The organism is Rhizobium sp. N621 (assembly GCF_001664325.1).
Classification (GTDB): domain Bacteria; phylum Pseudomonadota; class Alphaproteobacteria; order Rhizobiales; family Rhizobiaceae; genus Rhizobium; species Rhizobium esperanzae.
The window spans coordinates 819082-839028 of record NZ_CP013495.1; the positions used below are offsets into that span (position 1 = coordinate 819082).

The 19947-nt window shown below is 59.5% G+C and carries 19 protein-coding genes and 1 tRNA gene; 16 read left to right on the top strand and 4 right to left on the bottom strand.

What is annotated here, in order from left to right:
* The first annotated feature begins 2 nt into the window (after window positions 1–2).
* From AMK00_RS04000 to AMK00_RS04015, 4 genes are read left to right on the top strand one after another with little or no spacing between them, the layout of a single operon-like run.
* Complete coding sequence (locus tag AMK00_RS04000) at window positions 3–1496, top strand: glycosyltransferase (RefSeq protein ID WP_064809643.1); 1494 nt, start codon at window positions 3–5, stop codon at window positions 1494–1496.
* Window positions 1417–2610, top strand: coding sequence for a CgeB family protein (locus AMK00_RS04005; protein ID WP_237352967.1), 1194 nt, complete (start codon window positions 1417–1419; stop codon window positions 2608–2610). Before AMK00_RS04000 ends, AMK00_RS04005 begins: the two co-directional genes overlap by 80 nt.
* A 59-nt stretch (window positions 2611–2669) precedes the next feature.
* Window positions 2670–3422: a class I SAM-dependent methyltransferase gene (locus AMK00_RS04010; RefSeq protein ID WP_237350436.1), complete on the top strand. Its 753-nt coding sequence runs from the start codon at window positions 2670–2672 to the stop codon at window positions 3420–3422.
* Entirely contained in the window at window positions 3419–4390 is a 972-nt protein-coding gene (locus AMK00_RS04015) for a hypothetical protein (protein WP_064809646.1), read from the top strand. Before AMK00_RS04010 ends, AMK00_RS04015 begins: the two co-directional genes overlap by 4 nt.
* Window positions 4391–4429: 39 nt before the next feature.
* Here the strand turns inward: AMK00_RS04015 and rfbB are convergent, their stop codons facing one another.
* Complete coding sequence (gene rfbB / locus AMK00_RS04020) at window positions 4430–5485, bottom strand: dTDP-glucose 4,6-dehydratase (RefSeq protein ID WP_064809647.1); 1056 nt, start codon at window positions 5483–5485, stop codon at window positions 4430–4432.
* Between the two features lie 184 nt (window positions 5486–5669).
* Here rfbB and gmd point away from each other — a divergent pair, with 184 nt between their 5' ends.
* From gmd to AMK00_RS04035, 3 genes are all read left to right on the top strand, one after another.
* Window positions 5670–6731, top strand: coding sequence for a GDP-mannose 4,6-dehydratase (gmd, locus tag AMK00_RS04025; RefSeq protein ID WP_064809648.1), 1062 nt, complete (start codon window positions 5670–5672; stop codon window positions 6729–6731).
* The gene (gene fcl / locus AMK00_RS04030) at window positions 6732–7682 is read left to right on the top strand and encodes a GDP-L-fucose synthase (protein ID WP_064800761.1); all 951 of its coding nucleotides are present in this window, start codon (window positions 6732–6734) and stop codon (window positions 7680–7682) included.
* Window positions 7683–7950: 268 nt separating this feature from the next.
* Window positions 7951–8973, top strand: coding sequence for a class I SAM-dependent methyltransferase (locus tag AMK00_RS04035; protein ID WP_064809649.1), 1023 nt, complete (start codon window positions 7951–7953; stop codon window positions 8971–8973).
* Window positions 8974–9043: 70 nt separating this feature from the next.
* On the opposite strand, the gene AMK00_RS04040 is transcribed toward AMK00_RS04035, so the two are convergent.
* Window positions 9044–9117: transfer RNA gene (locus AMK00_RS04040), tRNA-Gln, on the bottom strand.
* A gap of 246 nt (window positions 9118–9363) precedes the next feature.
* On the opposite strand from AMK00_RS04040, the gene AMK00_RS04045 reads away from it, so the two are divergent.
* From AMK00_RS04045 to AMK00_RS04055, 3 genes are read left to right on the top strand one after another with little or no spacing between them, the layout of a single operon-like run.
* Window positions 9364–10917 carry a Ppx/GppA phosphatase family protein gene (locus AMK00_RS04045; RefSeq protein ID WP_064811635.1) on the top strand — a complete coding sequence of 518 codons (1554 nt, stop codon included), beginning with the start codon at window positions 9364–9366 and terminating at the stop codon, window positions 10915–10917.
* Between the two features lie 10 nt (window positions 10918–10927).
* Complete coding sequence (locus AMK00_RS04050) at window positions 10928–11647, top strand: RlmE family RNA methyltransferase (protein WP_064800779.1); 720 nt, start codon at window positions 10928–10930, stop codon at window positions 11645–11647.
* A gap of 33 nt (window positions 11648–11680) precedes the next feature.
* Window positions 11681–12064 (top strand): VOC family protein, encoded by a 384-nt coding sequence (locus tag AMK00_RS04055; protein WP_064800780.1) that lies wholly within the window; start codon window positions 11681–11683, stop codon window positions 12062–12064.
* A gap of 4 nt (window positions 12065–12068) precedes the next feature.
* On the opposite strand, the gene AMK00_RS04060 is transcribed toward AMK00_RS04055, so the two are convergent.
* A complete protein-coding gene (locus AMK00_RS04060; RefSeq protein ID WP_064800781.1) occupies window positions 12069–13493 on the bottom strand; it encodes a DHA2 family efflux MFS transporter permease subunit in 1425 nt (474 codons plus the stop codon).
* A 243-nt stretch (window positions 13494–13736) separates the two neighbouring features.
* Here AMK00_RS04060 and AMK00_RS04065 point away from each other — a divergent pair, with 243 nt between their 5' ends.
* The 5 genes from AMK00_RS04065 (at window position 13737) to AMK00_RS04085 (ending at window position 18440) form a co-directional block, all read left to right on the top strand.
* Window positions 13737–14726, top strand: a complete 990-nt coding sequence (locus AMK00_RS04065; RefSeq protein WP_064809650.1) for an MBL fold metallo-hydrolase — start codon at window positions 13737–13739, stop codon at window positions 14724–14726.
* Between the two features lie 280 nt (window positions 14727–15006).
* Window positions 15007–16491: an IMP dehydrogenase gene (gene guaB / locus AMK00_RS04070; RefSeq protein ID WP_064800783.1), complete on the top strand. Its 1485-nt coding sequence runs from the start codon at window positions 15007–15009 to the stop codon at window positions 16489–16491.
* 2 nt (window positions 16492–16493) lie between these two features.
* Window positions 16494–17048, top strand: a complete 555-nt coding sequence (locus tag AMK00_RS04075; RefSeq protein WP_064809651.1) for a hypothetical protein — start codon at window positions 16494–16496, stop codon at window positions 17046–17048.
* 106 nt (window positions 17049–17154) lie between these two features.
* Window positions 17155–17571: an MAPEG family protein gene (locus AMK00_RS04080; RefSeq protein ID WP_064809652.1), complete on the top strand. Its 417-nt coding sequence runs from the start codon at window positions 17155–17157 to the stop codon at window positions 17569–17571.
* Between the two features lie 227 nt (window positions 17572–17798).
* Window positions 17799–18440, top strand: a complete 642-nt coding sequence (locus AMK00_RS04085; protein ID WP_064809653.1) for a TetR/AcrR family transcriptional regulator — start codon at window positions 17799–17801, stop codon at window positions 18438–18440.
* An 8-nt stretch (window positions 18441–18448) separates the two neighbouring features.
* Here AMK00_RS04085 and AMK00_RS04090 read toward each other — a convergent pair whose 3' ends face one another.
* Complete coding sequence (locus AMK00_RS04090) at window positions 18449–19405, bottom strand: LysR substrate-binding domain-containing protein (protein WP_064809654.1); 957 nt, start codon at window positions 19403–19405, stop codon at window positions 18449–18451.
* A gap of 202 nt (window positions 19406–19607) precedes the next feature.
* On the opposite strand from AMK00_RS04090, the gene AMK00_RS04095 reads away from it, so the two are divergent.
* A complete protein-coding gene (locus tag AMK00_RS04095) occupies window positions 19608–19907 on the top strand; it encodes a DUF1127 domain-containing protein (protein ID WP_010032235.1) in 300 nt (99 codons plus the stop codon).
* Window positions 19908–19947: the final 40 nt, after the last annotated feature.

Here is a 19947-nt window from a genome sequence, read left to right on the forward strand (position 1 = left end):
CGATGCGCGTTAACGTCATTATCCCTGTCTTCAATCGTCTGGAGCACACCCGGAAGGTGTTGGACGCGCTCAGGAGACAAACTCTCGCCGACGCGCTGACGATCGTCGTTGTCAACGACGGTTCGACCGATGGAACGGCAGAATACCTGCAGTCGCAGGGCGATGTGGTCGAAATCCGAGGCGACGGCAATCTTTGGTGGGGGGGTGCCATCGAGGAGGGGCTGAAACACGTCCTTCCGTCTTGCAAGGCGGAAGATTATATCCTGTTTCTGAATAATGATACCTGGTTCGGCGAAGATTATGTTGAAACCCTGGTGCAAACATCCAAGGCGAATGGCGAAGCCGCCGTCGGAAGCGTTATCCATGAAGAGGGGAAAGATCCGCCTCTTGTGAGTATAGGACCTCGGATCAACATCAACAGGTTCGCGATTTGGGATCTTCTTTCGGAATTGAGCGAAGCGCAACAACGGTCGCCTGAGAGCCAATACCGCGTGGATGCATTGAGCGGTCGAGGTACTCTATATCCAGCCCTCTTGTTTCGGAAATATGGCGGTATGCGGCCACGCCTTTTGCCGCACTACATGGCCGATTATGAAATCGCGATGCGCTTTTCGCGCGCCGGAGTGCCTCTGATCGTCAGCACAAAAGCAATCGTCTATTCGCCGCCAGTATATGGAAACGACGTCTCCAGGCATTCATGGAAAAAACGATTGTTTGGCAGGCGCTCTCCTCACAACGTTTTTCAACGCCTGATCTTCTATTCGCTTGTCGGTTCACCGGTGCAGAGATTGACCGCACCTTTCCGCATGGCCTATTTCTTTTACGCTCGTGTCCTTTTGGGAAGGATGACGACCAGCCTTAAAAAATTTGCCGTTTCCGTTGTGCGTGCAAGGCGGCTTAGCGAACTGAAACGTCACGGAGTAAGCGTTGGCCGCGATGTTGTGCTCTATGGCGCCCCCCTGTTGCAACGGCATCCTGACAGTGACATTCACATCGGTGATCGCGTCGTCCTGTGTTCTGATTCCCGATTTACAGCGCTGGCTCTCAATCATCCGGTGAAGATAGCGACCATTCGCGCCGGATCGAAGATCAGCATTGGCGCAGACAGTGGGATCAGTGGTGCAACCATCGTCTCGGCTGCACGGATTTCAATCGGCGCCGAAGTGCTGATGGGAGCCAACGTCACGATTTTCGACACGGACTTTCATCCGATACGTCCGGAAGGGCGCCGTCATTCGGATGTCGAGGCGGATATAAAGACTGCACCGGTGCACATTGGCGATAATGTGTTCATTGGCACCAACGCCCTGATCTTGCGTGGCACGGAAATAGGACGTGATAGCATTATCGCTGCGGGTGCGGTCGTCCGCGGAAATTTCCCCGAGGGGGCGATAATTGCCGGGAACCCGGCAAAAGTTGTCGGTAGCGTCTATAGAACGTCCCAGGAACGTCCCGGTAGTCAACCAGACGGTGAACATGAAAATAGCAATATTTGACACCTATTACGCGCGGTTTCTGAAGCAATTCTATGCGCGGCGGCCACAGCTCCGAAAATCGACTTCGCCAGAACAGACGAAAGCTCTTTTGGCTGCCGCATTCGGCACGTCCGATTTCTACTCGCGCCACCTGAAGGACCAGGGTTGCGACGTCATTGACATCATCGGCAATTGTGTCCCGCTTCAGTCCGCCTGGGCGCAAGAAAACAACGAGCCATTCAGCGCTTGGGCGATGAAACTGCCGCATCGGTTTTTCAGGCTGCCTTATGTTGGCGCACGCCTGGCGGCGCTCCCTGGCTTGCTGGAGGTCGCGATGGCCCGTGTTCGAGCATTCAAGCCGGATGTACTCTACTGTCAGGATCTCAGCTTCTTTCCGCCGCATGCCCTGACGGAGCTGAAGAAGACGGTGCCGTTGATTGTCGGCCAGATCGCTTGTCCGCTGCCACCGGGTGAGTTTCTGCGACCCTATGACCTTATTCTGACGTCTTTCCCCCATTTCGTATCCCGTTTTCATGAGATGGGGATAAAATCCGAATATTTCAGGATTGGCTTCGATACTCGAGTGCTCGATCTCCTTGGCGATATCAGGCGCGATGTGCCGGTGAGCTTCGTCGGCGGCATAAGCCGTCATCACGGCAAGGCCGTTCCCTTGCTCGAACATCTTGCCGATACCACGCCGATACAGTTTTTCGGCTACGGCGCGAAGACGCTCCCGCGCTCTTCTCCGATTCGCAAGCGTCACAATGGCGAAGTCTGGGGCCCGGATATGTATCGCGCGCTGGCGCGCAGCCGGATCACCGTCAACCGACACATCAATGTGGCCGAAAACAACGCCAATAACATGCGGCTCTATGAGGCGACCGGTGTCGGATCGCTGCTGATAACCGATAGGAAGGATAATCTCGGGGAGATTTTCGAGGTCGGCAAGGAAGTGGTTGCCTATTCCAGTGCTGAGGAAGCGACAGAACTCGTCCGCTACTATATAGACCACCCCGACGAGGCCGATGCGATCGCGAAGGCTGGTCAGGCAAGGACGCTGAAGGACCACACCTACAAATCGAGAATGGAAGAATTGGTGCCGATCCTCGAACGATATCTGGAGAAACAGGGCTGATGTCGTTTCTGCGTACGAGTCTCAATCGCTTTCCGGGGGTGAAGAGCCAATTGAAGCGATTGCGTGAACGGCTGTTGCCGGCGACGTCGGTATCGTCCCGCTATGTCGAGATAGAGGCGGCTCGTCGAGACAGCGAGAGTTCGCGCCTTGCCGCATCTTGGAAAGCGAGTGATCTGCCCGCCCGTCAGAGAGCCCTCGTCGAGCGCCAGCTGAGGGAATACCGCAGCGGCGCTACCATTGACGTATTCGATGTTTTTACCGCGGCTTTGCGCAGCATCGACAATCTTCCGGCCAATGCTTCGCTGCTCGAAATCGGTTGTTCCAGCGGCTATTATTCCGAAGTGCTTGATGTGAGTGGCTTGCCGCTGCGTTATCGCGGCTGCGATTACTCGGACGCTTTCATCGATATGGCGCGCAGCATCTATCCCGGGCTGTCGTTCGACGTGGAGGATGCGACGCGGCTCAGCTATCAGAATGACGCTTTCGACGTCGTCGTCTCAGGATGTTGTCTGCTGCATATCCCCAATTATGACGCGGCGATCGCAGAGAGCGCCCGAGTTGCCAAGGAATACGTGATTTTTCACCGTACGCCTGTTGTCTATGGCGAGCCGACCAAGTATTTCCGCAAACAGGCCTATGGCGTCGAGACCATAGAAATCCATTTTTCCGAGCCGCAGCTATTGGACATGTTTCGGGTTCACGGCCTGCACGTCCTGGCGACGTTCACGCTTACCGAGAACGTGGATCCACACGACAGTCGCAAGGGCAATGCAATGCGCACCTATTTGTGCAGGAAACAAACCCAATCATGACGAACTATTTCTGTACCCTTTTCGACAACGGCTATCTCATCAAGGGAATGACCATGATGGAGAGCCTCGTCCAATGGTGCCCCGAGGCGCATGTTTTTGTGCTTTGCATGGACCAGCAGACGCAGGAGATATTAACCGCTCTCAACAGGTCCTACATCACCTGCATTCCACTCGCCGATATCGAGACGCCGGAACTCCTGGAAGTCAAGAAATCGCGCGGCGTCGCCGAATATTGCTGGACCCTGTCTCCGTGTCTGCCGAGTTTCGTCCTGGCGCACCATCCGGAAATCGATTTCATCACCTATCTCGATTCCGATCTGCTGTTTTATTCACCGCTCAGGCCGATTTTCGACGAAATCGGCAATAGTTCCATCGCCATTATCGAACACCGTTTTGCTCCGCGGCTGCAGAATCGGGAAATTAATGGCCGTTTCTGTGTCGAATGGGTGAGTTTCCGGCGCGACGAAGAGGGAATGCGCTGCCTCACTCGCTGGCGCGAGCAGTGCATCGAATGGTGCTACTATCGCCTGGAAGACGGCAAGATGGGTGATCAGAAGTATTTGGACGAATGGCCGGATCTGTATCCGAATTGCCATATCATCGCGCATCCCGGAGCTGGGATCGCGCCCTGGAACTACGAAAAGCTGCATTTTTCGCAGGATGCATCAGGCAGGATCGAGGTCGATGGTTCGCCTCTGATCTTCTATCACTTCCACCAGTTTCAGTTGCTGACCAATGGCATGTTCGATCGGTTGTCGGCTTTCTACACCGCCGTCTGCGAGGAACCTGACGCTGCTTACAGGGTCTACGAACGCGCTCTGATGCAAGCCCTGAAGGCGATCAGAACGGTTTCTCCCGGCTTTTCCGGCGGCATTCGTCCCTTTTTCCGGGTTAAGGCGCGCAGATGGGTGCAACGCCATGTACCCCGGCCGGTCATAAGCTTCCTGCACCATTTCATCAGGTATTGACGTCCCGCCAGCGGGCGGAGCCTGCCTCTAACCAAGCTGTTATTGGTACTGCCGGTTGATCCACTGTCGATAGCTGCCGCTTGTGACGTTCTCTACCCAAGCATCGTTGGCGAGATACCATTCGACGGTCTTGCGAATGCCTGTCTCGAAGGTCTCACTAGGGCGCCAGTCCAGGTCCCTTTCTATCTTGGCCGCATCGATGGCGTAACGGCGATCATGACCTGGCCGATCACGCACAAAGGAAATCTGGGCCTTGTAGCTCGCCCCGTTTGGCAGGGGCCTCAATTCGTCGAGAATTTCGCAGAGCGTATTGACGACCGACAGGTTCGTCAGCTCATTCCTGCCGCCGACATTGTAGGTTTCCCCGACTTTTCCTCTTTCCAGAACACGTCGAATGGCGCTGCAATGATCTTTGACGAACAGCCAGTCGCGCACCTGCATCCCGTCTCCGTAGATCGGAATCTGTTTCCCCGAGAGGGCATTGTGAATAACGAGCGGAATAAGCTTCTCGGGAAAATGATAGGGACCGTAATTGTTCGAACAGTTCGTCGTCAGAACGGGTAGGCCATAGGTGTGATGATAGGCGCGAACCAGATGGTCGCTTGCTGCCTTGCTCGCGGAATAAGGACTATTGGGTTCGTATTTGCGATGTTCGCTGAAAGCGGCCTCGTCGGGAGCAAGCGAACCATAGACTTCGTCCGTCGATACGTGAAGGAAGCGAAAGCTTTCCCGGAAGTCTTCATTCTGTGAGGCAAGAAATCCCCGGATTGCCTCCAGCAGACGAAACGTGCCGACAATATTGGTCTGGATAAATTCTTCTGGCCCATGGATCGATCGATCGACATGACTTTCGGCAGCGAAATTCAGAATGGCGCGAGGCTGATGGGCACGGAGCAGTGCGTCGACAAGGTCGTAATCCGCAATGCTGCCCTTGACGAAGACATGACGCGGATCACTCCAGATGGAGTTGAGGTTCTCAAGATTGCCGGCATAGGTGAGGGCATCGAGGTTGACGACCGGCTCATCGTGAAGCGCAAGCCAGTCGAGCACGAAATTCGCACCGATAAAGCCGGCGCCTCCCGTCACCAAGATCATGTTTTTCCCTTTGGACATCTGATAAATGGAAAGCTCTAGTCTCATTGCGCCAAGCCGCCGTCAACCGAAGAGATCGACAATGCTGAATTTCGTTTGTCCCGGGTGTCGGTCACATTGGGGTTGCGCTGGTTCGGTCGTTTCCATAAACACCTCCCGAAGATTGCATCGAAAGACGACGTGAAAAATGACGAAAACCGCGCTTATTACTGGGGTAACTGGTCAGGACGGTGCCTATTTGGCCGAATTGCTTTTGAGCAAAGGCTATACAGTGCACGGCATCAAGCGGCGATCGTCGTCTTTCAACACCGGCCGCATCGAGCACATCTATCAGGATCCGCACGAAACTCATCCGCGCTTCATCCTCCACTATGGCGATATGATCGACTCGACCAACCTCCTGCGGATCGTGCAGCAGACACAGCCCGATGAAATCTACAACCTTGCCGCACAAAGCCATGTCGGCGTCAGTTTCGAAACGCCGGAATATACGGCGGATGCCGATGGTATCGGAACCTTGAGGTTGCTCGAAGCGATCCGCATCCTGGGTCTTGAGAAAAAAAGCCGATTCTACCAGGCATCGACATCGGAACTCTACGGCCTCGTGCAGCAAGTGCCGCAGAACGAGAAGACGCCTTTTTATCCGCGCTCTCCCTATGCTGCAGCCAAGCTCTATGCCTACTGGATCGTCGTGAATTATCGCGAGGCCTACGGCATGCACGCGTCGAACGGCATTCTGTTCAACCATGAAAGCCCGCTTCGCGGCGAGACCTTCGTCACGCGCAAGATCACGATGGCCGTGGCCGCCATCAGCCTCGGACTTCAAGACAAGCTCTTTTTGGGAAATCTTGACGCCCAGCGTGACTGGGGTCATGCGCGCGAATATGTTGAGGGCATGTGGCTCATGCTGCAGCAGGATAAGCCGGATGACTACGTCTTGGCGACGGGTGAGACGACGCATGTCCGCCAGTTTGTCGAGTGGGCCTTCGCCGACGTCGGCATCACCTTGGAATGGAAGGGGTCCGGCGTCGACGAAAAGGGTTATGACTCTGCGTCCGGCGCTTGCCTTGTGGAAATCGATCCTCGATATTTTCGCCCGACGGAGGTCGATCTGTTGCTTGGCGACCCGGCCAAGGCACGTCAGAATCTGGGCTGGCACCATAAGACGCCGGTTCGTGAGCTCGCCGCCGAGATGGTGCGCGAGGATATCAAGCACTGGAAGGCTCAAGGCGGCCGGAAAGAGGTCTGAGTGTACGATCTATCCAACAAGAAGATCTGGGTTGCCGGTCATCGTGGTATGGTCGGCAGTGCGCTTGTGCGCAGGCTTCAATCCGAAGATTGCACGGTCATCACGGCAACCCGCGCCGAGGTCGATTTGAAGCGGCAGGACCAGGTCGAGAAATTTGTTGAAGCAACCCGGCCTGACGCGATCATTCTCGCCGCTGCCAAGGTTGGCGGTATCCTTGCGAATGACAGCTATCCCGCAGAATTCATCTATGACAATCTGATTATCGAAACCAACCTCTTCGAAGCCGCCCATCGTGGTGGCGTGGACCGGCTTCTCTTCCTGGGCTCAAGCTGCATTTATCCGAAGCTCGCTCCACAGCCGATTCCCGAAGAGGCTCTGTTGACCGGGCCGCTCGAGCCGACCAACGAATGGTACGCGATCGCCAAGATCGCCGGTATTAAGCTCGCGGAAGCCTATCGCAAACAATATGGTCGGGACTACATTTCGGCCATGCCGACCAATCTATATGGCCCCGGCGATAATTTCGACCTGAACTCCAGCCATGTGCTGCCCGCGCTGATCCGCAAGGCGCATGCCGCGAAACTGCGCAAAGACCCGCAAATCGTCGTCTGGGGCACGGGAACCCCGCGCCGCGAGTTTCTTCACGTCGACGACTGCGCCGACGCCCTGGTGTTTCTGCTCAAAACCTATTCGGGCTCGCAGCACGTCAATGTCGGCTCGGGCACGGATCTCGAAATTATCGAGTTGACGCGTCTGGTCTGCCGCGTTGTCGGTTACGAGGGTGAGATCATCCACGATCTTTCCAAGCCCGACGGCACGCCGCGAAAGCTGATGAGCAACAAGAAGCTGCAGGACATGGGCTGGAAACCGCGCATCTCGCTCGAGGATGGTATCCGAGCCACTTACGCCTGGTTTCTGCAGTTCGAAAATGGAGCCGATCCCGCGGCCTGATACTGATACTGGGCCGGTGAGGACCGGCATTTCTCCATTCCTGCAGCGGTCTTCGCGATTTCGCGGTGTCGCCAGCCTCCGATTGCCTCATGGGCACCCGGAGCATGTACCGCAACAAGTGTGCGGCGGCCGGCAGAATAGCCCGGTCATTGAGGCGGGGAACCCGATAGGGTTAGCGCGGGGAGTATTGTGGAATATGCGGATATACGCATAATTTCTGCGGCTGGCGCGCTGCCAGACACGATCGGGCGAGGCTCCGGGGGATTCCATGGAAACAATTGTCGAGGACGCCCATGCTGGCGTCGTGTCGCCCGAACTCGTGGTCGATGCACTGTTTGCATGCCGAAAGACGGCGGCGATCAGGGCGGCGATCGAGCTTGATCTCTTTACTCATATCGGCGACGGCAAGACGGCGGCAGGGCTGGCGTCGGCAACAAGCGCCTCGGAGCGAGGGGTGCGCATCCTCTGCGACTATCTCGTGGTCCACGGCTTCCTGACCAAGGACGGCGAACAGTACCGAATGACGCCCTCGACCAGAATGTTCCTTGATCGCAATTCGCCGGCCTTTATGGGCTCTGCCGTCGAGTTTACCGCTGCACCCGAAGTGCTGAATAATTTTCTGCGCGATCCGGCCGCCGTCGTGCGAAACGGCGGTTCGGCCGGTCTTGCGAACATGTCGGCGGACAATCCCGTCTGGTTGAAGTTTGCGCGCGGCATGGGCTCCTTCACCGGTCTCAGCGCTAAAATATTGGCTGATGAAATCTCCGGCTGGCCGAGCCCTCCAAAAAAGGTGTTGGATATCGCGGCAGGTCCGGGCCTCTTCGGCATCGAAATTGCCAAGGCCTTTCCATCGACGGAGATCGTCGCCGTCGACTGGGGCGCCGTCTTGGAGCTGTCGAGGCAGAATGCGGAAAAATCAGGCGTGGCGGACCGTTACCGGACGATCGCCGGCAGCGCCTTCGACGTCGACTGGGGCGCCGGTTATGATCTCGTCCTGCTTCCGAATTTCCTGCACCATTTCAATTTGCCGACATGTGCTGAGCTGTTGCGAAAGATCACCGCGAGCCTTGCAGCGGATGGCCGGATCGTCGCGGTCGATTTCGTGCCGAATGAAGACGGCGTCTCGCCGCCTTTTCCCGCGGCGTTCTCCTGGGAGATGCTCGCCAGCACACCGGCGGGCCAGGCTTATAGGCAAAGCGAGCTGACTGAGATGGCAAAACTGGCCGGCCTCGCCGGCGTCACGGTCAAACCGATGCCGCCAACTCCGGCAAGCATCATCCTCTTTGAATAGGACCCAGCAAAAAAGCCGTCTGTCCTGTTTTGTCGACAGAACAGAGCTATCTGAGATTGAAGAAGAAGATTGGCTGGGGAACCTGGATTCGAACCAAGATCGACGGAGTCAGAGTCCGCTGTTCTACCATTGAACTATTCCCCAGCAAGGGCGAACCGGCGGGCGGTTCGGCTGGTGTGCGGCGCTTATAAACAAAAGCCTGGCGATTGCAAATACCTGTTTTGAAAAAAATCGGCCTTCTCAGGTCGGGGGCGAAACTCTTCCGCAAAGCCCTCTGTCAAAAAAGAATTTGGTGATTTTGGCGGGCGCTGATATTCTTGCGGCAACGCAAAAATCGAATAAGCGCCTGCTGCATACCTCCGGGACTTGCGCGGCGCGGTGGAAAACAACGTGGAAGACCCCGAAGGCGGCGCGAAGCCGCAATTTGACGGGGCGTCGGCGGCAGGGCGCAGGGACGGCAAGAAGTCCAGGCGTCGCAAGGGCAAGCGTGGCGGGCAGACCCGCAGCGCCGCTCATCCCGCTTCGCATGAGTTCCCCGGCGGTGCCGGGCAGCCTGCGCGCCCCATGGAAGATGCGGCCGGACATCCGGCTCGCAAGCGAAAGCGCCGCCGTCGCGGCGGTCAAAGCGCTTCACAGGATAGTTCAGTTCAAAGCCAGAAGGTGGAACAGGACGCGGCAGTCAATGCCGCCCGTCCCGGCAGTGAACAGGCATCGAGCCGGCGCAACCGCCGGAAGCATCGCGGCAAGCGCGGGCTGCAGGGCCGGCCGCTGTCGTCGGCAAAGCCCTCCCATCTCCCGCTGCAGGAAAACCGCGTCGAAGAGACGGCGCGCAGTGCTGTTCCGCGCGAGATGCAGAACGGCGCGCCCGCTGGCCGCAAAGGACGCCAGGAGAGCAACGGTCACCAGGGGGATCGTCAGGCCGGCGAGCATGCATGGCCGGAAGAGCTTTATGCCGCGCTCGATCTCGGTACCAACAATTGCCGTCTGCTCATAGCCCAGCCGACCCGGCCGGGTCAGTTCCGCGTCGTCGATGCCTTTTCCCGCATCGTGCGCCTCGGCGAGGGTCTTGCCGCCAGCGGCCGTCTGTCCGACGAGGCGATGGAAAGGGCGATCGAGGCGCTCAGGATCTGCGCCGGCAAACTCAGAAACCGGGAGATCCGCCGCATGCGGCTGATCGCCACCGAAGCCTGCCGCCAGGCGGTCAACGGCGAGGAATTCCTCGGCCGCGTCGTCGCCGAAACCGGCCTGGAGCTTGAGATCATCGACCGGGAGACCGAGGCGCGGCTTGCCGTTTCCGGTTGCTCCTCCCTCGTCGGCCGCGAGACCCGTTCCGTTGTCCTCTTCGATATTGGCGGCGGCTCGTCGGAGATCGCCGTCATCCGCATCGGCGATAATCGCTTCAGCCGGCTTGCCAACCACATCACCCACTGGACCTCGCTGCCGGTCGGAGTCGTGACGCTGTCGGAGCGTCACGGGGGGCGCGACGTCACACCGGAACTTTTCGAGGGCATGGTGCGCGAGGTCGAAGCCATGCTCGGACGCTTCGATTGCCCAGAGATCGAGATCGCTGGGACCGGCGATTTCCACCTGATCGGCACCTCGGGCACGGTGACGACGCTTGCCGGCGTCCATCTCGACCTGCCGCGTTATGACCGACGCAAGGTCGATGGCATCTGGCTCTCGGATGACGAGGTCTCCGCCATGCAGGCGAAGCTTCTCTCCTGGGATTTCGAAAGCCGTGCGGCCAATCCCTGCATCGGGCCGGACCGGGCCGATCTGGTGCTTGCCGGCTGCGCCATTCTCGAGGCGATCCGCCGTCGCTGGCCGAGCCCGCGCATGCGCGTTGCCGATCGCGGCTTGAGGGAAGGTCTGCTCACCGACATGATGGCCGATGACGGCGTGTGGCGGCGCCATCGCAACCGCCGCGGCCAGCGGGCGAAATAAGGGGAAGGGCATGACAAAGGCACCGATCGCGGGAAACCGCACCGGCCGCAAGCTCGGCCAGCGCGTCAAGAACAAGAAGATGAAGGCATCCTCCCGCCAATGGCTGCAGCGCCACATCAACGATCCCTATGTGCAGCGCGCCCAGCTCGAAGGCTATCGTGCCCGCGCTGCCTTCAAGCTGTTGGAGATCGATGAGAAATACCACATCCTGCGCGGCGCCAGGCGCATCATCGATCTGGGCGCGGCTCCCGGCAGCTGGTCGCAGATCGCCGCCAAGGTTACCGGCTCGACCGATGAGGACGTGCGTGTGGCCGCGATCGATTTCCTCGAAATGGCCCAGCTTCCCGGCGTCAAAATCCTGCAGCTCGATTTCCTCGATCCCAGTGCACCGGAAAAGCTGATGGAGGCTGTCGGCGGCACGCCCGATCTTGTCATCTCCGATATGGCGGCGCCGACCACCGGCCATCACCGCACCGATCATCTGCGCACCATGCATCTGTGCGAGGTCGCGGCCCATTTCGCCATCGAGGTGCTGGGCGAGGGCGGGCATTTCCTCACCAAGACCTTCCAGGGCGGCACCGAGCGTGATCTGCTTGCCATGCTGAAGCAGAACTTCCGGCAGGTCGTCCACGTGAAGCCGAACTCCTCGCGTGCCGAATCGGTCGAGATGTTCCTGCTCGCCAAGGGATTCAAAGGCCGCAAGGCGGAAGCTGACGCAGAGCAGGCTTGATCTCGGGCAGATCCCGGCAGATGATGACGTCCCATGCTTCTTTACGTCACGCTCGGAACCAACGACCTTGACCGCGCAGGGCATTTTTATGATGCCGTTCTGCCCGTGCTCGGCTATCGCCGCCAACATTATTCGCAGGACGAGATCGGCTATTCGGCCGAGGGCGATACGCGCTGCCGCTTTTGGGTGGTGACGCCCTTCAACCGCCGCCGGGCGACTGCGGGCAATGGCGCCATGGTCGCGTTTGCGGCCGGAACGCGGGCGGCCGTCGATGCTTTCCATGCGGCGGCAATCGCGGCAGGCGCCGCCGATGAAGGCGGGCCGGGTCTGCGTCCCTATCATGCCCATTTCTATGCCGCCTATATTAGAGATCTCGACGGCAACAAACTCTCTGCCGTCTGCGAGAGCCCTGGATAGGAGCTCATTTGACTGCTTGCTGCTCGGCCTCGATCGCAGATGCCGCCACGCGTCTCGAGCGGTGGCCGGAAACGAGCGCGCCGGCGTTACGGTCCATGCGGATGAAGGGAATGGTCGCAATCACCGTCAGCCCGGCGATGATGTAGAAAGCCAGGTGGAAATCGGCCACATCAAGCGCCTCACCTCTGATATAGATCGAGGTCTCCAATATTGCGGCCGCCACCGCGACGCCGAGCGCCAGGCTGATCTGCTGCATCACCGAGCTCATCGATGTCGCTTGGCTCGCCTGCGCATCTTCGATGTCGGCGAAGGCAAGTGCATTGACGCCGGTGAACATGAAGGAGCGGGAGAAGCCGCCGAGCAGCAGCACGCTGATGATCACGAGATGCGGCGTTGCCGGCGTGAAGAAGCCGGTGATGACGGTCACAAGCGTCGTCACCATGGCGGCGCCGACCAATGTCGTGCGAAAGCCGGTGGCCGCGAAAACGCGCTTGGCCATGAATTTCGTGGTGATCGCCCCGATCGCCCCGGCAAAGGTAATGAGGCCGGATTGGAACGGCGTCAGCCCGAAGCCGAGCTGCAGCATCAGCGGTGTCAGGAACGGCATGGCGCCGACGCAGATTCGAAAGAGATTGCCGCCCATGGTCGAAGCCCGGAACGTCGGATTTTTGAACAGGTTGAGGTTGAGGATCGGCGCTGGGTGGCGCTTCGCATGGCTGATATAGAGGACGCCGCAGGCAAGGCCGATCAAGGTCGCGGTGATGCCGATGATCGGCGGCAGGGCCGGCAGGCTGACCACCGACAGGCCGAAGACGACACCCGCGGCTGAAAGCGAGGTGAGCACGAAGCCGGTGAAGTCGAGCTTCGGCGGCGCCATCGCCTCCACCTCCGGCAGGAAGATCGTCGCAAGCCAGATGCCGATGATGCCGACCGGCACGTTGATCAGGAAGATCCAATGCCAGCTGAAATAGGTGGTGATGAAGCCTCCGAGCGGCGGACCGGTGAGCGGGCCGACAAGGGCGGGAATGGTGAGCAGCGCCATGGCCGAGACGAGGTCGCTGCGCTGCGTGGTGCGCACCAGGACGAGACGGCCGACCGGCGTCATCATCGCGCCGCCCATGCCTTGCAAGAAGCGAGCGAAGACGAATTCGACGAGATTGGAGGAGACGGCGCAGAAGATGGAACCGATGACGAAAACCGAGATGGCAAGGCGGAAGATCTTCTTGGCGCCGAACCTGTCGGCCATCCAGCCGCTGACCGGGATGAACACCGCCAGCGCCACCATGTAGGAGGTCAGCGCCAGCTTCAGCGTGATCGGCCCGACATCGAGATCCCTGGCAATTGCCGGCAGCGCCGTCGAAATCACGGTGGAGTCCATCTGCTCCATGAAGAGAGCGACGGCAAGGATCAGCGGGACGATTCGGTTCATAGGCGGGAGCCTTGATAGGCTGCGGATCGGAGCAGGAAAGGCATTTGCTGTGTAGACCCACTTCCCGGACCTGCCAATCCTTCAATCTGCTTCGATGGCACGTTTGGTTCACGTCTGCGTGAGATGGCTTGCCCGACATCCTTCCCTATCAAGATTGACCTATGTTCACCTCGCCCGACGCAGGAAATCCGGGCGGGCATATCGTCGGGGGCAGCGCAATGACACCGCGCATCGGGAGTGGATATGGCAATTTCAACGCCAATAAAGCGGCGCACGTTTTTTGCCGCAGGCCTCGGGCTGATGGCGGCGCCGGTGATTTTAAGAGAGAAGGCCGTGGCGGCCGCGACTGGAGAAAGCAATATGAATGCAGTGCCTTTGCCCGAGATCGATCAATTCAAGCTCGGTTCCTATAAATTCACCGTGGTGCGCGATGGCATCAACATCTCCGAAAAACCCTATGAAACCTATGGCACCAATCAGGATCCCGAAACGGTCAAGGCATTGCTGACCGCAAACTTCCTGCCGGCCGACAAGTTCCTGAGCGGCTATACGCCTGCCCTCATCGATACCGGCTCGGATGTCATTCTTGTCGATACCGGTTTCGGTGCAGCGGGGCGGGCGCGCGGCGCCGGCCGGCTTGCCGAAAGCCTGAAAACTGCAGGATACTCGGCGGACGACGTCACCCTCGTGGCGCTCACCCATCTGCACGGCGATCATATCGGCGGTCTGATGGAAAATGGCGCAGCCGCCTTCAAGAATGCCCGCTATGTCATCGGCCAGGCCGAATATGATTTCTGGTCGAACAAATCACGCGAAGGCACGCCCGCCGAAGGCGGCCACAAGGCCGTGCTCGCCAACGTGACGCCGCTCGTCGAAAAAGCCACCTTTATCAAGGACGGGGACAGCGTTGCACCCGGCATGACAGCGATGCTGGCCGCCGGCCACAGCCCGGGCCATATGGTGTTCCATGTGGAATCCGAGGGCAAGCGCCTGGTGCTGACCGGCGATACGGCCAACCACTATATTCTGTCGCTGCTGCGCCCGGATTGGGAAGTGCGCTTCGATATGGACAAGGCGCAGGCGGCAGCCAGCCGCCGCAAGGTTTTCGACATGATCGCGACCGACAAGATCGCCTTCCTCGGCTATCACATGCCGTTCCCCGCGGTCGGTTTCGCCGAGAAGCAGGATGGCGGTTACCGCTTCGTGCCGAAGACCTATCAGTTCGACATTTGATCTACGCATGTCGCCCGGAAGTGTGCAGCGGTTCCGGGATAACGACATGCGTAAAAACAAAGAGCTAAAGCGCATCGCATGAATGAAGTTTGACGCGATGCGCTTTTGATGCATGGCTCCCATGACGAGCCTGGCGGCCACGCCGGGCTTTTTGCTATTTCCTTCCTGTCATAGACGTGTTACCAGCCCTCGCCAACTTCCAAGCAACTCATGCACACCGCCGGGGCGGACGATTCGTTTCCGGGCCGGGTTGCATTTTCTTAACTGAAGGAATTTGGCCATGGCCCGCATCATTGAAACGGCAACCGGCGCGGACGCGCTTACCTTCGACGACGTGCTGCTGCAGCCCGGCCATTCCGAGGTCATGCCCGGCCAGACGAATATCGCCACCCGCATCGCCCGCGACTTTGACCTCAACATCCCGATCCTCTCTTCGGCCATGGATACGGTCACCGAGAGCCGGCTGGCGATCGCCATGGCCCAGGCCGGCGGCCTCGGCGTCATCCATCGCAACCTGACGCCGATCGAGCAGGCCGAAGAGGTCCGCCAGGTGAAGAAGTTCGAAAGCGGCATGGTCGTCAATCCGGTCACCATCGGCCCGGAAGCGAAGCTTGCCGAAGCGCTCTCCCTGATGAAGTCGCATGGCATTTCCGGCATCCCGGTCGTCGAGAAGTCGGGCCGCCTCGTCGGCATCCTCACCAACCGCGACGTCCGCTTCGCCTCCGATCCGGAGCAGAAAATCCATGAGTTGATGACCAAGGACAACCTGGTCACCGTCAAGGAAAACGTCGATCAGCAGGAGGCCAAGCGCCTGCTGCACTCGCACCGCATCGAGAAGCTGCTGGTCGTCGATGCCGAAGGCCGCTGTGTCGGTCTCATCACCGTCAAGGATATCGAGAAGTCGCAGCTGAACCCGAACGCCTCCAAGGATGCCCAGGGCAGGCTTCGCGCCGCCGCCGCCATCAGCGTCGGCGATGACGGCTTCGAGCGCGCCGAGCGCCTGATCGAGGCAGGCGTCGACCTCCTGGTCGTCGATACCGCCCACGGCCATTCGCAGCGCGTTCTCGATGCCGTCGCCCGCGTCAAGAAGCTTTCCAACTCGGTGCGCATCATGGCCGGCAACGTGGCCACCTATGACGGCACCCGAGCGCTGATCGATGCCGGCGCCGATGCCGTCAAGGTCGGTATCGGCCCGGGCTCGATCTGCACCACGCGCATTGTCGCCGGCGTCGGCGTTCCCCAGCTCGCCGCCATTATGTCGGCCGTCCAGGCCGCCCAGGATCAGGATGTGCCCGTGATCGCCGACGGCGGCATCAAATTCTCCGGCGACCTTGCCAAGGCGATCGCCGCCGGTGCCTCCGCCGTCATGATCGGCTCGCTGCTCGCCGGCACTGATGAGAGCCCGGGCGAGGTCTATCTCTACCAGGGCCGTTCCTTCAAGGCCTATCGTGGCATGGGCTCCGTGGGCGCCATGGCCCGTGGCTCGGCCGATCGCTATTTCCAGGCCGAGGTGCGCGACACGCTGAAGCTCGTCCCGGAGGGCATCGAGGGCCAGGTGCCCTACAAGGGACCGGTCTCGGCCGTCGTCCACCAGCTCGCCGGCGGTCTCAAGGCGGCCATGGGTTATGTCGGCGGCAAGGACCTGAAGGATTTCCAGGAGCGCGCCACCTTCGTGCGCATCTCCGGCGCCGGCCTTCGCGAAAGCCACGCTCATGACGTAACGATCACCCGCGAGAGCCCGAACTATCCGGGCGCCGGCCTCTGATCATGAAGGCGGGCAGCGCAATTCCCCTCTGGACCGTCGCGCTGCTCGCCGCCCTCTGCCTTGCCGTGCTCGCCTGGACGACCTTCGGCTTCGTCGTGCCCTTCAAGCACGAAACCGGGCAGGCGGTGCTCGACACCTATTTCGCCGGCTACGACGAATCGGCCGTCTTCCACATGCAGAAGCTGCTCGATGAGAACGAGACGGCAGCCAAGTTGCTCAACGCCATGTATTTCGGGCCGGAGCTGATCTTTCCGGCATTGCTGACGGCACTGCTGTTCCTTGTTTTCCTCAGGCTTGGCCCCATCGGCTCGTGGTTCGGCCGGCCGCTTCATCCGCTCATAGCCAAGGCAATCTATCTGCTGCCTTTCATCTACGGCATCTCCGACTACGGCGAGAACATTTCCAGCTTGATCGCCTTCGGCAACGGCGCGTCCGCAGACCTTGCAATGCACCTGCTGCCATGGATGACGCGGTTGAAATTCGCAAGTCTCGCTATCTGCTTCATCGTCGCCACCCGGCTTGTCATCGCCCGTTGGCTCTCTCCGGGCGAAGACTGAGGGGCTTGCGCCCTCTGTCTCTGCGATTTAAGGCCGCGTGGTATCCAGTTCCGCTTTCGGCTATTGCTCGAAAGATTGCAAATGCGGAAAGGACTTAACGAGGCATATGACCGGCTATCAAATCTTCTGGCCACTCCTCGCCCATGTGGCCCTGGTCTATGGTCTTTATGCGCTTCTGGGCATGCGGCGCGCGAAAATGGTCCGCGCCGGCAAGATAGAGCAATTGGATTATCGCGAAAATCGTGACGAACCCGCCGAAAGCCTTGTGGTCAAGAACTGCCTCGCCAACCAGTTCGAATTGCCTGTGCTCTTCTATGCCTGCTGTGTTCTTCTCTATGTCACCGAGGCCGATAATCTTGTCTCCGTCGGCCTCGCCTGGGTCTTCGTCGCCCTGCGTTATGCCCACGCCGCCGTTCACGTCACCAGCAATGATCTCCGCTATCGCAGCCCGATCTTCGCTGCCGGTTATCTGGTGCTTGCAGCCATGTGGGGTTGGCTCGCCATCTGGATGGCGGTGGGCTGACGCTGATGTGCGCAGGCAGCAGCTCGCTGGATTTTACAACCAATTGACGTTTTTCGCGTGCCAGTCAATCAGGGTAATGTGGTCCAGAAGCCCGATTTTCCAGACGTTTGCCGATCGTTAAAATGCGAGCTTTTCCATTTACCGCTGATGAAGGCCTGCATGTCATATCCGCTCGACGCGGTGGTGGCAGATAGCCTCCGCCGCGAAACAATAAGAATGGGAACGACATGGGCGCGGAAAGCATGGATCGCATCGGCTTGCGCAGGAAGCCGAAGCAGGAGCGTAGCATCCAGAGGCTGGATCTTATCCTCGCTGCCGCCGCCAAAATAATCGCCCAAAAGGGCGTCAGCGCCATGCGGATGACGGAGCTCGCGGTCGCCGCCAAGGTGCCGATCGGCTCGGTTTACCAGTATTTCCCGGAGAAGGCGGCGATCGTCAAAGCCCTGTTCGACCAGCACGCTTCGACGATCCAGGCGAAGACGGCGGCGATGTTCAGCGACGTGCAGTCACTCGACCAGGCCCTCGATGTCGTCTGCGCCACCATCGACTGGTATTACGAATCCTATCGCGGCGATCCCGTCTATCTCGGCGTCTGGATGGGAACCGAGACCGATCAGGATCTGCTTCGGCTGAATATCGAGCACAGCGGTCGCGTCGCCGGTATCTTTGATGACGCTGTACGCAGGTTGGCTCCCGACCTTTGCGACGAGAAAATGTTCGCGCGCACTTACCTTTTCAGCCACCTGATCGGCGCCGTCATCCGGCTCGCCGCCGTCAGCGAGGAGACCATAGCGCGGAGCATGCTCGGCGAGTGGAAACGCGTCATCCGCGCTTCCCTTTTTGCCGCGAGCGCGTCGAGCGCCGCGTAGAGCCTTTCCTACCAGCTCGGCACCATATTCGCAGCCTTCAGCCGCGGATAAAGGCGCGCCTGGGCGGATTTGACATCCGCGTCCAGGCCGTCGTCGACGACAGCCGGCGTGATGTTGTCGAGGCAGGCAGTGATATGGGCCGTGATTGCGTTCATCAGCGACAGCGAGACGCCCGGCCGCTTCATGATGCCGATCTGCACCGGCGGCAGCGCCGGGAAACCGTCGGCCTGGCTCAGCACCTTCATGCCCGTGCGCAGCGCCGATTCCGGCATCACCGACACCGCCATGCCGGCAAGCACGGCCGCAGCGACGACGGTGCAGGACCAGCTGGTGAAGAGGATCTGGTGCTCGCGGCCGACGGCATCGAGCGCCGAGCAGGCGAGCTGGCGCCACTGGCAGTCGCGGCGGCCGACGGCAAGCGGCACCGGTGCGTCGTCGCGGATCTGATGGTTGGCCGAGCCGACCCAGCAGAGCGGCTCGGTTCTCACCACATCGGACATGCGCTCGCGCGGATTGTGGGTGACAAGGGCGATATCGAGCTCGCCCTTGTGCATGCGCTCGGCAAGGTCCATCGACGGTTCGCAGACGATGTAAAGCTCGACATTCGGATGCGTCTTGGCAAAACGGCCGATGATTTCAGGCATATAGCGGTCGGCGTAATCGTCCGGCGTGCCGATGCGCAGCGTCCCCTCCAGCCTGTTGTCGTCAAAGGCGGCGATCGCCTCATTGTTGAGGCGGATAATGCGCCGGGCGTAATTGAGCAGTTTTTCACCCTCGACCGTCAGCCGGTTGCCGCGGCCGTCCTTGATGAACAGCTGCTTGCCGATGCGCTCTTCGAGACGGCGCATCTGCATGGAGACGGCGGATTGGGTCTTGTAGACCCTGTCGGCGGCCTTGGTGAAGCTGCCGGAATCGACGATGGCGATGAAAGTCTGCAACTGGTCGAGATCAAGAGGCGCGGACATGGATTCACCTATAAAGATAGCTGATGATAATCATTAGAAACATTCGTTGGACTGATCAATAGGTCTTTGGCATCTTCGGGGTGCAAATCAAGCAAAGTGAAGGGCAGACACCCTGCCTGCCCAAGCAGAATTCAGCCTTATCCCCTCTCGCACGACCTCGCGGGAGGGGTGGGTTGTTGCGTGCCCGAGAAAGGAGAGTTCGATGCACACGACAGACCGAACACTAGAACTCGACTGCAGCAAGCTGACCCCGACGCTTTTCCAGCGTCTGGTGGCAGGCCTCGCTCCGCTGGTCTCCCTCTTTCGCGGGTTTCGCAATCGAATGGAGGTCAACGGGCTGCATGATCTGAACGACAGTCAGCTGAGGGATATCGGCCTCACCAGGGCCGACCTGACCTCGGCGTTCCTGGCCTCGACCTTTTTCGAGGATCCGTCGGAACATCTGACGCGCTCGGCGCGCAATCGCTGGCGCCTGCAGCTCTTCCGCTCCCACGAGGAGTAGGAGTCGCGTTTCCCCGCAGGGTGATAGCCAATAGCCCTGC